The organism is Arthrobacter sp. KUASC02 (assembly GCF_059739395.1).
In genome coordinates, this window is sequence record NZ_AP046053.1 from 2,231,694 (window position 1) to 2,246,519 (window position 14,826).

The 14,826-nt window shown below is 66.3% G+C and carries 15 protein-coding genes; 4 read left to right on the forward strand and 11 right to left on the reverse strand.

Annotated features, from left to right (window positions below; translation table 11 throughout):
* Window positions 1-135 precede the first annotated feature (135 nt).
* Window positions 136-741: a hypothetical protein gene (locus tag AC6JAC_RS10250; RefSeq protein WP_497964560.1), complete on the reverse strand. Its 606-nt coding sequence runs from the start codon at window positions 739-741 to the stop codon at window positions 136-138.
* A gap of 134 nt (window positions 742-875) precedes the next feature.
* On the opposite strand from AC6JAC_RS10250, the gene AC6JAC_RS10255 reads away from it, so the two are divergent.
* Window positions 876-1,070 carry a DUF1918 domain-containing protein gene (locus AC6JAC_RS10255; RefSeq protein WP_043437319.1) on the forward strand — a complete coding sequence of 65 codons (195 nt, stop codon included), beginning with the start codon at window positions 876-878 and terminating at the stop codon, window positions 1,068-1,070.
* Window positions 1,071-1,176: 106 nt separating this feature from the next.
* On the opposite strand, the gene AC6JAC_RS10260 is transcribed toward AC6JAC_RS10255, so the two are convergent.
* Complete coding sequence (locus AC6JAC_RS10260; protein ID WP_028269051.1) at window positions 1,177-1,554, reverse strand: cupin domain-containing protein; 378 nt, start codon at window positions 1,552-1,554, stop codon at window positions 1,177-1,179.
* A gap of 202 nt (window positions 1,555-1,756) precedes the next feature.
* Window positions 1,757-3,202: a DUF5129 domain-containing protein gene (locus AC6JAC_RS10265; RefSeq protein WP_497964562.1), complete on the reverse strand. Its 1,446-nt coding sequence runs from the start codon at window positions 3,200-3,202 to the stop codon at window positions 1,757-1,759.
* A gap of 152 nt (window positions 3,203-3,354) precedes the next feature.
* Between AC6JAC_RS10265 and AC6JAC_RS10270 the strand changes: the two genes are divergently transcribed.
* A complete protein-coding gene (locus AC6JAC_RS10270) occupies window positions 3,355-3,780 on the forward strand; it encodes an LpqB family beta-propeller domain-containing protein (RefSeq protein WP_497964564.1) in 426 nt (141 codons plus the stop codon).
* Window positions 3,777-5,489 carry a DUF5671 domain-containing protein gene (locus AC6JAC_RS10275; protein WP_497964566.1) on the forward strand — a complete coding sequence of 571 codons (1,713 nt, stop codon included), beginning with the start codon at window positions 3,777-3,779 and terminating at the stop codon, window positions 5,487-5,489. The genes AC6JAC_RS10270 and AC6JAC_RS10275 overlap by 4 nt, the downstream gene beginning before the upstream one ends.
* A 41-nt stretch (window positions 5,490-5,530) precedes the next feature.
* Here AC6JAC_RS10275 and AC6JAC_RS10280 read toward each other — a convergent pair whose 3' ends face one another.
* The 7 genes from AC6JAC_RS10280 to AC6JAC_RS10310 all read right to left on the reverse strand — a co-directional run bounded on the left by AC6JAC_RS10280 (window position 5,531) and on the right by AC6JAC_RS10310 (window position 13,450).
* Window positions 5,531-7,222: a SulP family inorganic anion transporter gene (locus tag AC6JAC_RS10280; protein WP_454698730.1), complete on the reverse strand. Its 1,692-nt coding sequence runs from the start codon at window positions 7,220-7,222 to the stop codon at window positions 5,531-5,533.
* Between the two features lie 32 nt (window positions 7,223-7,254).
* Entirely contained in the window at window positions 7,255-7,953 is a 699-nt protein-coding gene (locus AC6JAC_RS10285) for an endonuclease/exonuclease/phosphatase family protein (protein WP_028269056.1), read from the reverse strand.
* A gap of 192 nt (window positions 7,954-8,145) precedes the next feature.
* Entirely contained in the window at window positions 8,146-9,726 is a 1,581-nt protein-coding gene (locus tag AC6JAC_RS10290; protein WP_497964568.1) for a carbohydrate-binding domain-containing protein, read from the reverse strand.
* A 74-nt stretch (window positions 9,727-9,800) separates the two neighbouring features.
* Complete coding sequence (locus tag AC6JAC_RS10295) at window positions 9,801-10,589, reverse strand: polyphosphate polymerase domain-containing protein (RefSeq protein WP_497964570.1); 789 nt, start codon at window positions 10,587-10,589, stop codon at window positions 9,801-9,803.
* Window positions 10,586-11,284, reverse strand: coding sequence for a DUF4956 domain-containing protein (locus AC6JAC_RS10300; protein WP_497966799.1), 699 nt, complete (start codon window positions 11,282-11,284; stop codon window positions 10,586-10,588). Before AC6JAC_RS10300 ends, AC6JAC_RS10295 begins: the two co-directional genes overlap by 4 nt.
* A 75-nt stretch (window positions 11,285-11,359) precedes the next feature.
* Window positions 11,360-12,454, reverse strand: a complete 1,095-nt coding sequence (locus tag AC6JAC_RS10305) for a GtrA family protein (RefSeq protein ID WP_497964572.1) — start codon at window positions 12,452-12,454, stop codon at window positions 11,360-11,362.
* Window positions 12,455-12,463: 9 nt separating this feature from the next.
* Entirely contained in the window at window positions 12,464-13,450 is a 987-nt protein-coding gene (locus AC6JAC_RS10310) for a phosphodiester glycosidase family protein (protein WP_497964574.1), read from the reverse strand.
* A gap of 137 nt (window positions 13,451-13,587) precedes the next feature.
* Here AC6JAC_RS10310 and AC6JAC_RS10315 point away from each other — a divergent pair, with 137 nt between their 5' ends.
* Window positions 13,588-14,391 (forward strand): thioesterase family protein, encoded by an 804-nt coding sequence (locus AC6JAC_RS10315; protein ID WP_497964576.1) that lies wholly within the window; start codon window positions 13,588-13,590, stop codon window positions 14,389-14,391.
* 29 nt (window positions 14,392-14,420) lie between these two features.
* Here the strand turns inward: AC6JAC_RS10315 and AC6JAC_RS10320 are convergent, their stop codons facing one another.
* Entirely contained in the window at window positions 14,421-14,810 is a 390-nt protein-coding gene (locus tag AC6JAC_RS10320) for a DUF2177 family protein (RefSeq protein ID WP_028269063.1), read from the reverse strand.
* Window positions 14,811-14,826 lie beyond the last annotated feature (16 nt).

Here is a 14,826-nt window from a genome sequence, read left to right on the forward strand (position 1 = left end):
CGCACACAGTGCGGGCGCAACGGCCGGCGATCAGCTGCCTTGGGGGCAGCAGGTCGCCGGCCTTCCGCGTATTCACACTCCGGCCGGGCTCGCGGTTTCCTCGGTTTCCTCAGTTTCCTTAGTTCCTCAGTTTCCTCAGGGCGGCGAGACGGCGAGCCGGGCCGAGCTCTCGCCTTCCGCAAATTTAATGCGCAGCAGCGCGTCGCGGGTGTCCGCCGGAACGGTGAATCGGACGTCACCCGACTTGCTCGAATCGCCCGCCACCAGCTCGTTCAGGCCGGGGTCGGGGGAGTAACTGACGCCACTGACGTTCAGCCTGAACGTTGAGTCCCAGAAGTTGAGGTCATACCGGCCGTGGTTGGTGCACCTGAGCGTGAGGGTCAGTGCGATTTTGCCGGACACATCGGGGCGCGCACTCGCGCTGAGAATTTCATATTCGACGTCGGCGGCCCGGTACGTGCGCTCGGTCGGCAGGGTTACCTTCCACTCCGCGCCGTTTCCGTTGCCGGAGCCGGACCCGGACGATGACGCACCAGCCCCTGGCTGTACGGTGCCGGCAGAAGCGCCCGGGGAAGCCGTACCGGAGGCGCTCGCCGTCGAAGCCGCCGGCCGGCCGGCGTCGAACACCCCCAGTTGTCCCAGCCCGAGCAGCAGCCCCGTCAGAGCGGTGATCACAGCTGCTGCGGCGGTCAGCAAGCCGGGCAGCGTAGCCCACCAGTTGGTGGGTTTCTCCTCCGCCATTGCAGGTCCCCCTCGGTCCCGAGATATGGCCAGTTCAGTCGTTTCCCCAGCCGTGCACCCTCGAACTTCCAGTGCGCAACGGCCCTGTTATCCCCGCCCCGAGGCTCGTACTCTGGTTCTTGGAGGTGATTGCCATGAAGGCAACCCAGGGAGACCGGATCACGATCCGGGGCAAGACGGTCGGATCGTCGGAGCGGCACGGCCAGATCGTTGAGGTTCACGGTGCGGATGGAGCGCCGCCGTACGTGGTGCGGTTCGACGACGGCCATCAGACCACTGTCATCCCCGGCGGGGACTTCGTGATTGACAAGATCCACCCGCAGCAGTGAACCCGCACTAGTGCTGCGGTAGTTGCGCCGATGCGGTAGTTGCGCCGCAGCCAACCGGGCTGTTTAGCGCCCGGCTGCTCCGGCGCGGCCGGCTACTCGCGGCCGGTTACTCGGGTGACTTGGCGAAGACCGCGGCGCTGACGAACTCCACACCGGTAAAGGGTTCGTCCCCTTCGACCCACGCGTCATGCCCCGGCGGGATGCTGTAGGAGTCATGTGCGGCGATGTTGATCTGGTTGCCGTCAGCGGTCTGGACGGTGAGTTTGCCGGAAACGCAAAAACCAACATGGCTCAGCTGGCATGATTCGGTCTTAACAACGGGTTTGATGCACTCGGACCAGCGCCAGCCGGGTTCAAATTTGAACCTTCCGATGGTGTAGGCGTCGACGGAGACAAGATCCACTTCCGTCTTGTCGGGGCGGCGCTGTTCGTCCGGAGAATTGTGCGACTTCACTGCGAGTTGAGCGACAACATTCGTGGTCATGGCTCTCTCCATCAATCAGAGTTGCGGATGGGGCTGTCCGGGCCACAACGGCGACCGGCCAGCGGAGTCGGTTTGCCGGGCCTGAACCCATGCGGCGAACCGATGTAGCGATCGTCTTACGATGCCCAGCTTCCTCCGATCCCGGATTCTTGTCGAGACCCCGAGACGGAACACCGGCGGCCCCCCGCCGACATTCCCGGGCCTAGAAACTGGACGAACTCCCGGACCCCGAGAAACTGCCGCCGCTTGCGCCATAGCCGGTGGTGCTGCCGCCGCCCCGGGCGGTGCTGACGCTGCCCACGCCGGTGCTGAATCCGGTATTGAAAGCCGGAACCGAGAAAAAGTAGTACGACGGATAGACGGTACCCAGGATGCTGGGCTCGTAAGCGCGGCCATGCTTGGCCCTGGTGCCGGCCTGGGCGTTGTCCATTCCCTCGCGCATCAGGTTGGCTTCCCGCTCGTTCTTCGCGAAGCCCGCGATGACTGTGTCCGCGTGGTCCTTCAGCAGTTCGGTCAGGTGGGTCCGGGCATCGCGCAGCCGGTCCAAGGCAGTTTCGGGGCTGATGCTGCCCTCGGCGAGTTCGGCCGACCAGCGCTCGATGTCACGGTGGCTCTGGTCGCGGAAAGACCGGAGCGCCGATGCCGTCGCCGAGTCGCCCCCGGCATGGCGCCTGCTGAGCATCTGTTCAATGCCGGCCAGGTCGCTGCGGAACGGCGCCAGCTGCCGGTCCCACGCCGGCGCCCACGCCGACCCCCGGTTCAGCAGGGCGTTGGTGTCCGCTATGACGTCATCGAGCGCATCCAGTTCCGCAGTCGCATCGGCATAATTCCGCACCAGCTTCAGGTTCGGCCGGCGTCCCAAGGCGCGCGGAGTCAGTGCGTGTGCCTGGTTGGACAGCTGGGTGGCCGCGTTGTACTTGGCAAGGAAAGTGCGGTGCTTCTCCAGGACGGTGCTGCCGTAGCGTGAGGACTCCGGGATGGTGCCGGCGTTCAGCTCGGTGACCTGCAAATCCATACTCACGTTGGCGTAGCTGGCGTCCCCGCGGGCGAGTTCCCGGCGGCTGTCCACCCTGGTCCGCCACCGCACGATCAGCCACGTAGCGGCACCAAGAACGGCCGCCGCCACGGCCCCCCATGCCGTCACAAGGAACGCCGTGGACCGGTACCAGGGCTGGTTGATCAGTTCCGCTCCGCGCCTGATGCCGGCGATGGTTCCGTCGGTCCACTGGGCATCGCGGAGGAAATCCTTGGAAGCATTCTGGATGTCCTCCCGTTGTTCCAGGGAAACCTTGCGGTCCTCGCCCATGTAGGTACCCACATGCCGGCCTACAGGGTCCAAAGCGAAGATGAAGAGGCCGTCCGCCCATTTCTGGCCGTCCGGGCTGATCCATTCCGGATGTTCGGCGCGGGCGAAGCGAAGGACTTCCTCGTTGAGGTTGTCCGACGCCGCACCGCGGTAGGTGAAGACGGCAACCCGGGTAGGTTCGTAGAAATCGATGGCTTCCACCGCCGGGAGCAGCCGGCCGCGGTCCAGCACGCCGGCGCGGTCCTCCACCAGAACCTCCACCGGCGGCTCCGCCAGGGCGGCGCCTGAACCGCAGAGCAGGCCGAGCAGGACAAGCAGTACGGCAGCCAGGACCCTGCGCATGATTCCCTTTTCCCGTGGAGAAACATTTGTCTCCAGCCTTGTTGATGCCCATCACCGGTGATAGGGCCGAAAGTACCGTAGCTAGGGGATGGGCAGTGCGCCATACTGACCACATGAACGCGGCGGCGGGAAGACCTCACAGGATCCTCGTGGTGATCCTGGCAATAATTGGTGTCCTGGCCGTGGCTGCGCTCGCCGTGGTCTTCTCGCGGGGTGAACCGGCCCTGCTGGACGAGTCCACGCCGCAGGGCGTGGTGCAGCGCTACTCGGCGGCTGTCATCGACGGCGATGAGGCGGCGGCCAGAGCCTACCTTACGGAAACTGCCCGGACCCAGTGCGTCGACTTTGAGCGGTCGTCCACGGAAAACCTGCGCGTCACACTGGTGTCCACCACGGAACGGGCGACGTCCGCGGACGTGAGGGTACTGATGGTGGTGTCCAACGGAAGCGGACCCTTCGGGAACTCCGAATACGAAACCGAGGACGTGTTCGATCTCGTCAAAACGGACGGCAAGTGGCTGATCGACTCCGCTCCCTGGCAGCTGCGGGTCTGCACGAACCGTGGAGTGAAGCCGTGACCGCTGCCCAGACGGTGCCTGCGCCCGCAGCCGGATCCGCCCAGCCGACGGTCCGGCGCCTCATCGTTTACACGCTTCTTTTCGCCCTGGTTGTGGTGACCGCCGTCGGCCTGAGCGGCCTCTTGGGCAGGCTGCTGGGCGCAGGCACGGTGCTCGTCGCAGGTGACGTGGCAGGCCTGGCACGTTCGCTCGCGTTCACCCTGATCGGCGGCCCCATGGCGGCCGCGCTCTGGTGGTTCGTGTGGCGGCGGCTCGACGACGCCGTTGAGCGCTCGTCCGCAGGCTGGGGGCTGTACCTGACCGGCATGTACGCGGTCTCGCTCATCACGGCGGCCACGGGGGTACTCAGCGCCCTTGCAGCAGTTATCGGAGGGGAACGGCTGGGCTGGCAGCTGTCGCTGTCCAACGGACTGGTCTGGGCCGGAGTCCTGGCATGGCACCGCTGGATGTGGCGCCACCCGCGGAAGAGTCCCTCGCTGATTCCGGACGTTCCCACGGTTGTGGGGGCGGCTTTCGGGCTCATCATCGGTGTGGGCGGATCGGTCACGGCGCTCGCGAATCTCCTGGACACCGCAATCCAGGGCTTGACCGCGTCCGCGTCCCTCGGGGATCCGTGGTGGAAGCTGGTGCTTCAGGCGCTCGCCTGGGGTGTCGGCGGCGTCGCCATCTGGTGGTGGCACTGGATCCACGACGGCGGACGCCGGCTGACGACGGATTTCGCCGACGTCGCCCTGGTGGTTATCGGAATCCTCGGTGCCGTCCTCCTGACGGTGGGCGGCGTCGGCACTGTCCTGTTTGTCCTGCTCCGGCTTGCCTTCGACCGCACAGACCCCGTAAGTGAAATCCTGGAACCGCTCGGCGCCGCAATTGCTGCAGGCGCTGTGGGTTCCCTCGTCTGGGCGTACCACCGGACCGTCTCCGCCGGGCGGTCCGGCACCACGCTGCAGGCGGCCAAGCTTGTGACGTCGGGGGTGGGACTGGCGGCGGCCGCCACCGGAATCGGGATTGTGGTCAACTCCGCCCTCAGCATCGCGGCAACACCCTTGGCCGGCGACGGCATTCGTACCCTGCTGCTGGGCGGAATCAGCGCGCTGGCGGTTGGCGGGCCACTGTGGTGGCTCACCTGGAAACCCGGGGTTGCACCCGAGCCGACCGAACTTGGACGCCGCGGCCGGCGGGTGTACCTCATCGCCGTGTTCGGCCTGAGCGCGATCGTCGCCGTTATCACCCTCCTGGTGATCGGGTACCGGGTCTTCGAATTCCTGCTCGACGACGTCAGCGGCGGCAGCCTGGTGGACCGCACCCGTGCACCGCTCGGCCTGCTGGTGGCGACGGGACTCGCTGCCGGATACCACTTCGCGGTCTGGCGTCACGACCGTTCCCTCACTGCGGCTGCCACGCCCCGGAAGCGTACGGTCCGGAAACTGATCCTGGTGGCCGCGGGTGATCCGGAGCCATTGGCAAAGGTGGCAGCGGAGGTCACCGGTGCGAGCGTCACTGTCTGGAAAAGGGCCGACGCCGGATCCTCCGATGCGGTGGCGTCCGGTACTGCGCCTTCCGGCGCTGCGTCCTCCGACACAGCTGAGGAGGCTGCGGGCGGGTTGTCCGGGCAGCTCGCCCGGGCCTTGGAAGGTGTCGCGGCGGACCGTGTCCTGGTGATCACGGGCCCGGGGTCCCGGATCGAAGTGATCCCGCTGGGCTCGGACTGAGCCGGGCCTGAACGGGCCTGCGGGCTTGGATTGAGCCGGGCCTAGATTCCGAACGTCCGCTTGTAGGTCCGCACCGCGTTGTTGACCGTGGGGAAGAAGTGGTCCGGGCCGAACCTGCTGCTGACCCCGAACTTGAGCAGCCGGTCCTTGACGGGCCCCTTCAGCTCGGCGAAGACCAGGCTGATGCCCTGGCCCGCCAGTTCGTCGTCGAGTTCCACGAGGTCGTCCAAGGCGGTGGTGTCCAGGTCCGTGATGGCCTCCGACGCCACGATGACCCATTTGACCGGTCCAGGGGCGTTCGCCACAAGGTTGCGGATGTGCTCCGCAAATACTGCTCCGTTGGCGAAGAAGAGCGGGGCGTCAAAGCGGGCGATGACCAGGCCCGGAACGCGCTGGCCCTCCGGGTGCCGGCTGAGGTCGTGGTAGCCCGGGACGTCCTCCAGGCTGGCCAGTTCGGTGCGGTACGGATCCCACGCCCGCCTAACGAACGCGATGAGTGACAGCGCAATTGCGATAACGATGCCCTGCAGTACGCCGACGAACGCGACCCCGAGGAACGTGGCGATAAGGAGGGCCGTTTCCATCCGGCTCATGCGGACCAGCCGGAGCATGGTCTTGACATCCACCAGCGAGGCCGCTGCAACGATGACGACGGCGGCCAGCGTGGTGGTGGGGAGGAATGCTGTGATCCCGGGCGCCGCCACCATAAAGATGACGACAATAACCGCGGCCACGATGCCGCTGAAAGGCGTGCGGGCGCCGGCGTCGAGCGCGATCGGCGTCCGGGAAGAGCTGCCGCAGACCGGAAAGCCGCCAAGCATTCCGCTGGCCACGTTGGCGATTCCCAGCGCCCCCATTTCCTGGTTGCCGCTCGTGTGGATGCCGCGTCGGCCCGCGAGGCTTTTGGACAAGGTGGATGTATCGGCAAAGGCGATCAGGGCGATGCCGGCTGCCGGTCCGATTAGCCCGACAACATCGTTCATGGTGATGCCGGATAGCGCCGGTGCCGGCAGCCCGGGCGGAAGGGCTCCGACCATGGGCATGGCGTCCTTGAGGTCCAGGGCGGCGGCCGTTCCAATGGAGGCTGCCACAGCCAGTAGTACGCCGGGAATCTTCCCGGGAAGGAAGCGGCCGGCGACGATGATGGCCACAGTGGCAACCCCGAACAGCAGGGCCACGGGATTGGCGGCTCCTTGCAGGACGGCTTCGACGGTCTCAGTTGCCTTCGCGGGCAGGGAGTCTCCGGAGACCGTGATCCCGAGCAGCCTGGGCAGTTGGCTGACCATAATGGCGAGGGCTATGCCGTTGAGGTAGCCCACCCGGATCGGCTTGGACAGCAGCCCGGTGACGAAGCCCAGCCTGAAGATCCGGCCGGCGATCAGGAAGATTCCGATCAGGATGGCCAGGACACCTGCGAGCGCCACGGCATGGGCCGGATCCCTTCCGGCCAGCGGAAGCAGGGCGGCGGCGATCATGGGTGCCAGCGATGAATCAGGTCCCACGATGATCACCCGGGCCGGACCGAAAACCGCGTAAAACAGCATTGGCACCACCGACGCGTACAGTCCTGTGACCGCGGGCAGCCCGGCCGCTTCGGCATAGGCCATGCCGGCGGGTATCAGCGCGGCGCTAAGGGCTGCTCCCGCGGCAAGATCGGACCGAAGCCAGGACAGCTGGTACGTGCGGGCCAGCTGGATGCCCGGAACGGCTTTCAGGATCCAACCGCGCTGCATTGGGGCCTCCCGGGCTGGTGGTCGGCGTCAGGCTACGGAGTGCCCTGGATGGGGCCGTAGTCCTGGCCGTACTCGGCGGAGACCAGGATGGGCAGGTGGTCCGAGGCGCCGCGCGGCAGCGTTTCCACGCTGTCGATGTCCAGGCCGAGGGAGGTGGCAAAGTCGAAATGCCCCTTGAAGACCTTGTACCTCGTGTACGTCCGCCGGTCGCTGAGGGAAAGCTCGTACCCGGAGTTCTTCATGTGTTCGTTGAGGTTCTTGGTGAAGAACGGGTAGTTGAAGTCACCCACCATAAGCGTCATCAGCCCGCTGCCCATCCCGAGGAGTTCAGCGTGGGCCGCCTTGATCTGCTTGCGGCGCAGTGAATTGGAGGCCGTCAGGGGCGCCGCGTGGAAGGAAGCGATCACCAGCTCATGGTCTGTTTCGTTGTCCACCACGCGGGTGCCGATCAGGCGTTCATGGGCCGGGGCCAGAACACGGTCATGCAGTGATTTCTTCAACGCGAAAGTGTTGGTTTCAAAAGCTGTGAAGCGGTCCATCCGGTAGTAGATGGCGAGCCCCAGCCTGTTGCCCTTGGTTGAGTCGGCCAGGTGAAGCGGCCCCAGTGTGTCCGGTAAGTCCGTGGTGTCGCACTCCTGCAGGCACAAGGCATCTATCCCGAAGTCGCTGGCCAGATCCTGCAGTTCACCGACCGCCGCGTGCTTGCGTAGGTTGTAGCTGATGACTCGTATCAGGGGAATACCTCTTCCGAGCGTAGTAAGGAGAACCGACTCCTGAGTCTAGTCCGATACAGGGTACCCAGCACAGAAGGACGCCACGGAAGGGTCCCGCGAAAGCAGCCAGGCATCACGGCAGGGGACGCGGCCTCGCCGTCGTCCCCTGCTTGTGGGTCCCCTGCCTGGGTCCGCTGCCTGCGGCGTGTCTTAGCGGCCGCCGGGACCGCGTGCGGCGGTGTATTCGCCGGCGGTGACAGTGCCTTGCTCCTGGGCGCCGTCAAGCGTTCCTTCCCCGAGGCCGGCAGTGACCTTGGCGGTCCCGCCGGTGTACACGGTGTATTCCTCGCCGGCCTTGATGGCTGCGGAGGAGTAGACCAGCGAAGCCGCCTGCTTGGACGTTACGAAGGTCGCCACCACTGCGCCGCCGGAGTCTGCCAGCTGGATGGTGGTGCCGGCCGGGAGGGCTGAACCGAAGGTCAGCTGGACGCCGGACTGCGCTGAAGCCGTCCCCGGAGTAACAGCCATGCCGGAGCTTCCCGCGGCCGCCACCGTGCCGCCATTGACCACGAGTTCGCCGTTGACGTCCAGCGCGCCGTTGCCGTCGTTGGTGGGGCCGTTGACCACAACCGTGCCGCCGGTGATGGTGGCGCTGCCGTTGGAATCCAGGCCGTCACCCTGTGAATTGATTGTGAGCGATCCGCCGCTGATTTCCACTGTGTAGTCTCCTGCGGCCATCTCACCGCCGCCGCCCATGCCGCCGCCCATTCCGCCCTGCGAGGTGGTGCCCGTGCTGCCCCCGGAAGCGTTGACGCCGTCGTCGTTGGACGTGACGCTGGCGGTACCGCCGGAGATGACGATGTGCCTGGCTTCCAGGCCTTCTTCGGATTCTTTCACCGTGGCGGAGCCGGCTGCGACGGTAAGAGTGTTGAAGGCCTTGATGCCGTCGTCGCCGGCGCTGACGGTGAGGGTTCCGCCGTTGATGAGCACCCAGCCGCGGCCTTCGTCTTCCTGGTTGTCCGACTTGAAGCCGTCGTCGCCCGCCGTGACCTGGTAGGCGCCGTCGAGGAGGACTGCATAGTCCTTGCCCACGATCCCGTCGTCCTTGGCGTCCACGGTCACATTGCCGGCGGCCAGCACCAGGCCGTCCTTGGCCGAAATGCCGTCGTTGTAGTTGCCGTCCACGGTCAGCGATCCGGTGCCGGCGATGGTGAGGTCGGCCATGGAGTAGAGCGCGGCGTTGGGTGCGTCGTCGCCCTGGTCCGTGTAGCTGGCGGCGTCGGCCAGGGTATTGGAGGTTCCCTCTGCCAGGAAGACGATTGCTTCGTTGGCGCTCTGCACCACCAACGGGGATCCGGTGGAGCTGGTCACGTCCGCACCGTCCAGGATGATGCGCACTACGTCCTCTTCACCGGCGGCAACCACCACCTTGCCGTCCGTCAGGGAACCGCTCAGGCGGTAGGTCCCGGCAGCGCTGATGGTGACGGTATCGCCGTCGACCTTTACGGCGCCCGAGGAATCTGATGTAACAGTGCTGGCGCCGTCCGCCAGGGTCACGGCTACTTCGGACGCGGCGTCCCAGGTGAGGTCGTCGGCGTCGTAGTGGGTGTCCGCCGAGAGGGTGTCCAGGGAGACGGCCTCGGCCGTTCCGGACGACCCCGACGCTGCTGAGGTGGACGTGCCGCCGGTGATCGAGGTTCCGGTGGAGGCGGTGCCGGCCGCGGAGCAGCCGGCCAGGCCCACGGCAAGGGCCAGGGCAGTGACGGAGAGGTAGGTGCGGAGGCTTTTCATGGTGTGTGTTCCTTCGGTGAAGTATGTGGGTGAAGCGGAGGGAGATGGGTGGGGGAGCCTGCCAGGGAGAGGGTTCAGGCGGCGGGGCGGAGGGCCAGCGTCCGGCGGAGCGTGCGGTTCCAGCGGTTGGCCGGCAGCTCCGGGCAGAGGGCCGCCATTCCGGTGGCGAATTTGGAGATCCTTGAGGGCCGGACGCCCTGGGCCCAGAGGTGCCGGTCCAGCGGGCCGGCCGTCGATCCGGACTTGGTCTCCAGGATGACTGCGCCGTCCAGGACCCAGGCCTGCCCGCCGGGCCGCTGCCAGGTGACATCCGTGTCGATGGTTGCCCGGCTGCCGGATTCGGGCAGGTATAGGGTGATGCGGTGGTAGCGCGTTTCCAGCACCGGTCCCAGGGAACTGTCCGGAACGCAGCCCACTGCGGCGGCGAGGGTTTCCCGGACGTAGTCCAGGCCCTCCTCTGTCAGCCGGGCGCGGTCGGTGGGTTCGTAGGGGATGCGTTCCTTGACGGTGGCCTCGCGGGCGCCTTCGGTTTTGACTTCCAGGAAGCTGACGGCGCTGTCCACATAGGTCCTGGTGCGGACCTTGTACCGGCGTCGGCGGCCGTGGGCGGCCAGGAGATAGCTGTCCAGCCCGGCCGAGTCGAAATACACGGAGTCGTAGGCGAAGGAGCGGCAGCCGTCCATTTCCAGGACGCGGACATCGGCGTCGAACGTGGCCAGGAGTTCCTGAGCCTGTGACTCGGGGACCACGTACTTCCGGTCCATCCGTGTCTGCAGCGCGGCTTCCGCGTTCAGCTCGTCCAGCCCGACAGACGGCAGCAGGCGGAGGGAGTCCAGGACGCCGGCCTGCGCCGCGCCGCTCATGCCGCACCTGCCGACGCATGGACGGGAGCGGAAGCCGGAGCGGACGCGGGGTCCGACGGCGCGGGCTCCGACGGCGCGGGGTCCGCGGAGGGGTGCGCTGCCAGGTAGCCCGGCGCAACTTTCCCTGCAGGCGTGGCGGCGGGGAACGTTGCCGGGATGTAGGCGTAGCGCACGTCAACCACCGTCTTGTCGTTGACGAGGTCCAGTTCCTGCACGGTGGCTGAGTGGACTTTTCCGTGGACCACTTCTTCGAGCCGGGCGTAGAGGTCCTCGTCCACGGCGATGGCGCGGTCAAGGATCACTGTCTGGTGGCGGTACGCGGGCAGGACTCGGGAATGGTCTCCCACGAACATCACCAGCAGGATCATGGCCATCAGCGCCAGCGGCAGCCACACGGGGTCGATGCCGAGGCCGGCGATCAGGCCCAGGGCAAGGGCCGAGAAGTAGTAGGCCACCTCGTGCTGCGCCAGTTCGGTGGAGCGCAGCCGGATGATGGACAGGACTCCGAAGAGGCCGAGGCCCAGGCCCACGCCGGCGGCCGAGCCGGAGAGTGCGGCCGCCACGGCCATGACGCCGACATTCATGCCGAGGTAGGACACCACCAGGTCGCGGCGCCGGTGCCGGCGGAGGTACAGGGCGAAGGTCAGGATGCTGATGGCGGCCAGGTCGGCGGCGATGAGGATGAGGGGTGTCATGGGATTCTCCGGAATCTGATGGGTGGACTGGTTTTCACGATCCACGGCCAAACTGTGCGGGTGCTGTGATGGAACCTAGGCCGGAATATGAGTGTTTGCCGGGAGTTCACCTGCTGTTTCCGCCGAGCCTTTGCCTTTGGCCTTCCCTGCTTTCCTCCCGGAAAAGAGGTACCGCTGCTGCACCGCGTAGCTGGTGGCCAGCAAGGCGATTTCGGCAAGGATCTTGGCGGCGGGCATGGGCAGGTACAGCGCTTCCAGGGCGGCGATCAAGCCGTAATTGGCGGCCAGCAGCACTGCCACCAGGGTGAAGTAGCGGACGCCGGTCCGGGCGGCGGGCTTCTCGCGCCCGCGCCGGAATACCAGCTGCCGGTTGACGGCGAAGTTGACGGCCGAACTTACGGCCCGGGCGCCCACCACTGCCAGCAGCAGGGAGTCGGTGGCGGCCGTGAGGACCAGGAACATCAGGGTGTCCACCAGGAACGCCGTGAAGGATGACGCCAGGAACTTCAGCAGCGGGGCATAGATCCGGGCGGAGTCCGCCAGCGGCCTGAAGTGCGAACCCGAGTTGTGGTCAAGGTACACGGTCGCGATGTCCACGGTGCTGATGGCGTACCCCGCCTGTTTGGCTTCCAGCAGCAGGTTCAGCTCGTACTCGTAGCGCTCGCCGTGGACGGACCGGAGCCAGGCCAGCATGGAGGCGGGATAGCCACGGAGGCCCGTCTGGGTGTCGGAAATCCGCTGGCCGGTCGCGAGCGTGAACAGCAGCCGGGTGGCGTTGTTGCCGAACCTGCTGCGGGCCGGGACGTTGCCGGTGAAGCTTCGGGTGCCCAGGACCATGGCAGGTGAGCCGGGTTTCACAGCTGCCGCCACCCTGAGGATGTCCACGATGGTGTGCTGTCCGTCGCTGTCGGCGCAGACCACGTTGCGGCCCGGGAGGTGGTCGGCGATGAAACCGAAGCCGGTCTTGAGGGCGAAGCCCTTGCCGCGGTTGGTGGCGTAGCCGACGACGTGGCACCCGAGTGCCTTGACGCCGTCGAACACGTCCCGGTAGGCGGGGCCGCTGCCGTCATCAACCACCACCACCGTTGCCCATGGTTCCGCGTCGCGGATGGAGCGGATGAGGTCGGGCAGCTGGCGGTCCGGCTCGTAGGCCGGGATCAGGATGATCATGTCTGCCGCCTACTGCGCGATGTACAGGATGTCGGAGGTGCCGCGTTCCTTGTTCTCGCCCAGGGGGTTGTTGACCAGCTCCCCGTTGAAGTACATCGTGGAGGACCCGCCGCCGTCGATGTTGTACGCGGTAGTGGCGCCGAGGCCCTGCATGATTTCAGCCAGCCCGGTCATCGTCACGCCGGCGCTGTAGCCGGGGCTCCGGCCGTCCACCACCACGAAGACGAGATGGTTTTCGTTGATGATGCCGACGGCGGTGCGCGGCTGTTCGCCCTGGATGGAGTGGTTGCCGAAGTTGGTGTCCACCTCCACGTCCTCGATTCCTTCGGCGACTTCGCCGTCGTTCAACAGGGACGGACCGAAGGAGAGGGTGTTCCAGACCCCGTCGGCCAGCAGTTGCTCGGCGGTGGTGGCGGTTTCGTCGTACACCTTGACGGTGCCGTCGCGGTAGAAGGCCAGTCCTTGCCGGGCGCCCTCGTCGCGGAACACCACGCCGTTGCGAATCACGATGCCGGTGTCGCGGAAGCCGTAGTAGTCGCCGTTGATGGCGAACACCGCGTTGTTGGCATCGGCGATCTGGGACGTGGTCTCGGTGATGTTTTCGCCGAAGCTGTCGTTGGCGAACGCCGACCGGAGCGTGGTGGCGTCATCGAGTACGACGTCGGCAACGTAGTAGGTGACGGTGCTGTCGCCGCTGCCGGTGGTCACCGTGGAGATGTTGATGTTGGAACTGTCGGAAACATAGGAGGTGTCGGTGGCGACCGCGGCAGTGGCGCCGCCCGGTTCGGCGGTGGACCCGGTGGTGCTGCCGGCCGCGGTACTGCTTTGGCTGGCCTGGTAGGCGGAGACGTCCGAGATCTCCACATGCTGGACCACAAAGCGGTCCAGCGCCCAGACGGTGGCTCCGCCGGCGGACAGGGTGAGGGCGACGGCCCCGGCGACGACGGCGCGCCGGACGCGGCCGCCTTTGCGTTTTTCGTTCGTGAGAGGAGTCATGCCATTATTTCTAGGCTTCGGACTTATGCCGGCCATGAGGCCTGGTTATGAGCAAGCTGTGAGGATGAGGGCAAGCTGTGAGCCGTCTAGCGATAGTGTGTTCTGGGATCATCACCAGCCATGCGAAAGGGTCGACGTTGACTGCTGCACTTCCGGAACTCACCGAAGGGGAGTTCTACTACGAGTCATTGGGCGGCGGACGGTTCCGTTCCACGATCCACGCCCAGGGTGCCTGGAACGAGCATGAGCAGCACATGGCGCCCGCATCCGGGATCATGGCGGACTGCCTGGAGCGGCATGCGCCGCGGGACGACGTCAGGATGGCGCGGCTGAGCTACGAGATCCTGGGGCTGATCCCTGGCGGCGAATTTGAAGTCGTCACCACCACCCTCCGCCCGGGCCGCACCATCGAACTGCTGCAGGCCGAACTTGTGGCCGAGGGGCGAGTGGCCATCCGCCTCACCGCGTGGCGGATGATCACGTCCGATACTTCGGCAGTCGCCGCCGTCGAAGATCCCTGCATTCCCGGACCGGAAAAGTGCTCGCCGTATGATGCCGCGACCGTCTGGCCGGGGGGCTACATCCGGTCCCTGGAAATGCGCGTTGCCGACGGACACCGCCCTGGCTCCGGGACAGTCTGGATACGCACCGCGCACCCGCTGACGGACAAGGCCGACAGCGGCGACCTGGCGCGGCTCATGGGCCTGGTGGACACCGCCAACGGAATAGCGGCGCGGGTACCGCCGGGGAAGGACAGCTACGCGTTCCCCAACCTGGACCTGCAGATCCACATGTACCGGAAACCCGCCGGCGACTGGCTGGGCCTGGACAACGCTGTTTCCTTCGGAGCTGACGGCATCGGGCTGACGTCCACGGTGCTCCACGACCTGGCCGGGCCCTTCGGACGGGCAGAGCAGATCCTGACGCTCCGCAAGACGTAGTTCGCCGCGGATCCCGGCTGGTGCGGCCGCTAGTTCTTGTGGAACACCAGCCAGCCGGCCAGGGTGGCCAGGGCGGTCAGGGCTGCGCCCCAGAGGATATCCACGATGATCAGCTGCAGCGGCCAGGTCTTCAGGGTCGCGGCGTTGGTGAGGTCGTACGTGGCATAGGCGAAGGCGCCCAGGGCGGCGCCGTAGCCCACCGCACTGAGCCAGCTGCCGCCGTCGAGCGCGGGGCGTAGGGCGAAGAACACAATGCCGGCAATGTAGATCACGTAGAAGACCACCGCGTACCCTAGATTGGGCCGGTCGGCCAGCAGTTCACCAATCTGTCCGCGGTAAAAGGGGTTCATCGTCTTGAGCCAGATGGCGTCAATGACGGCGAAGGCGGCGGCTACGACCAGGAATTGCAGAATGACCATAAGGGAGCTTAGCAAG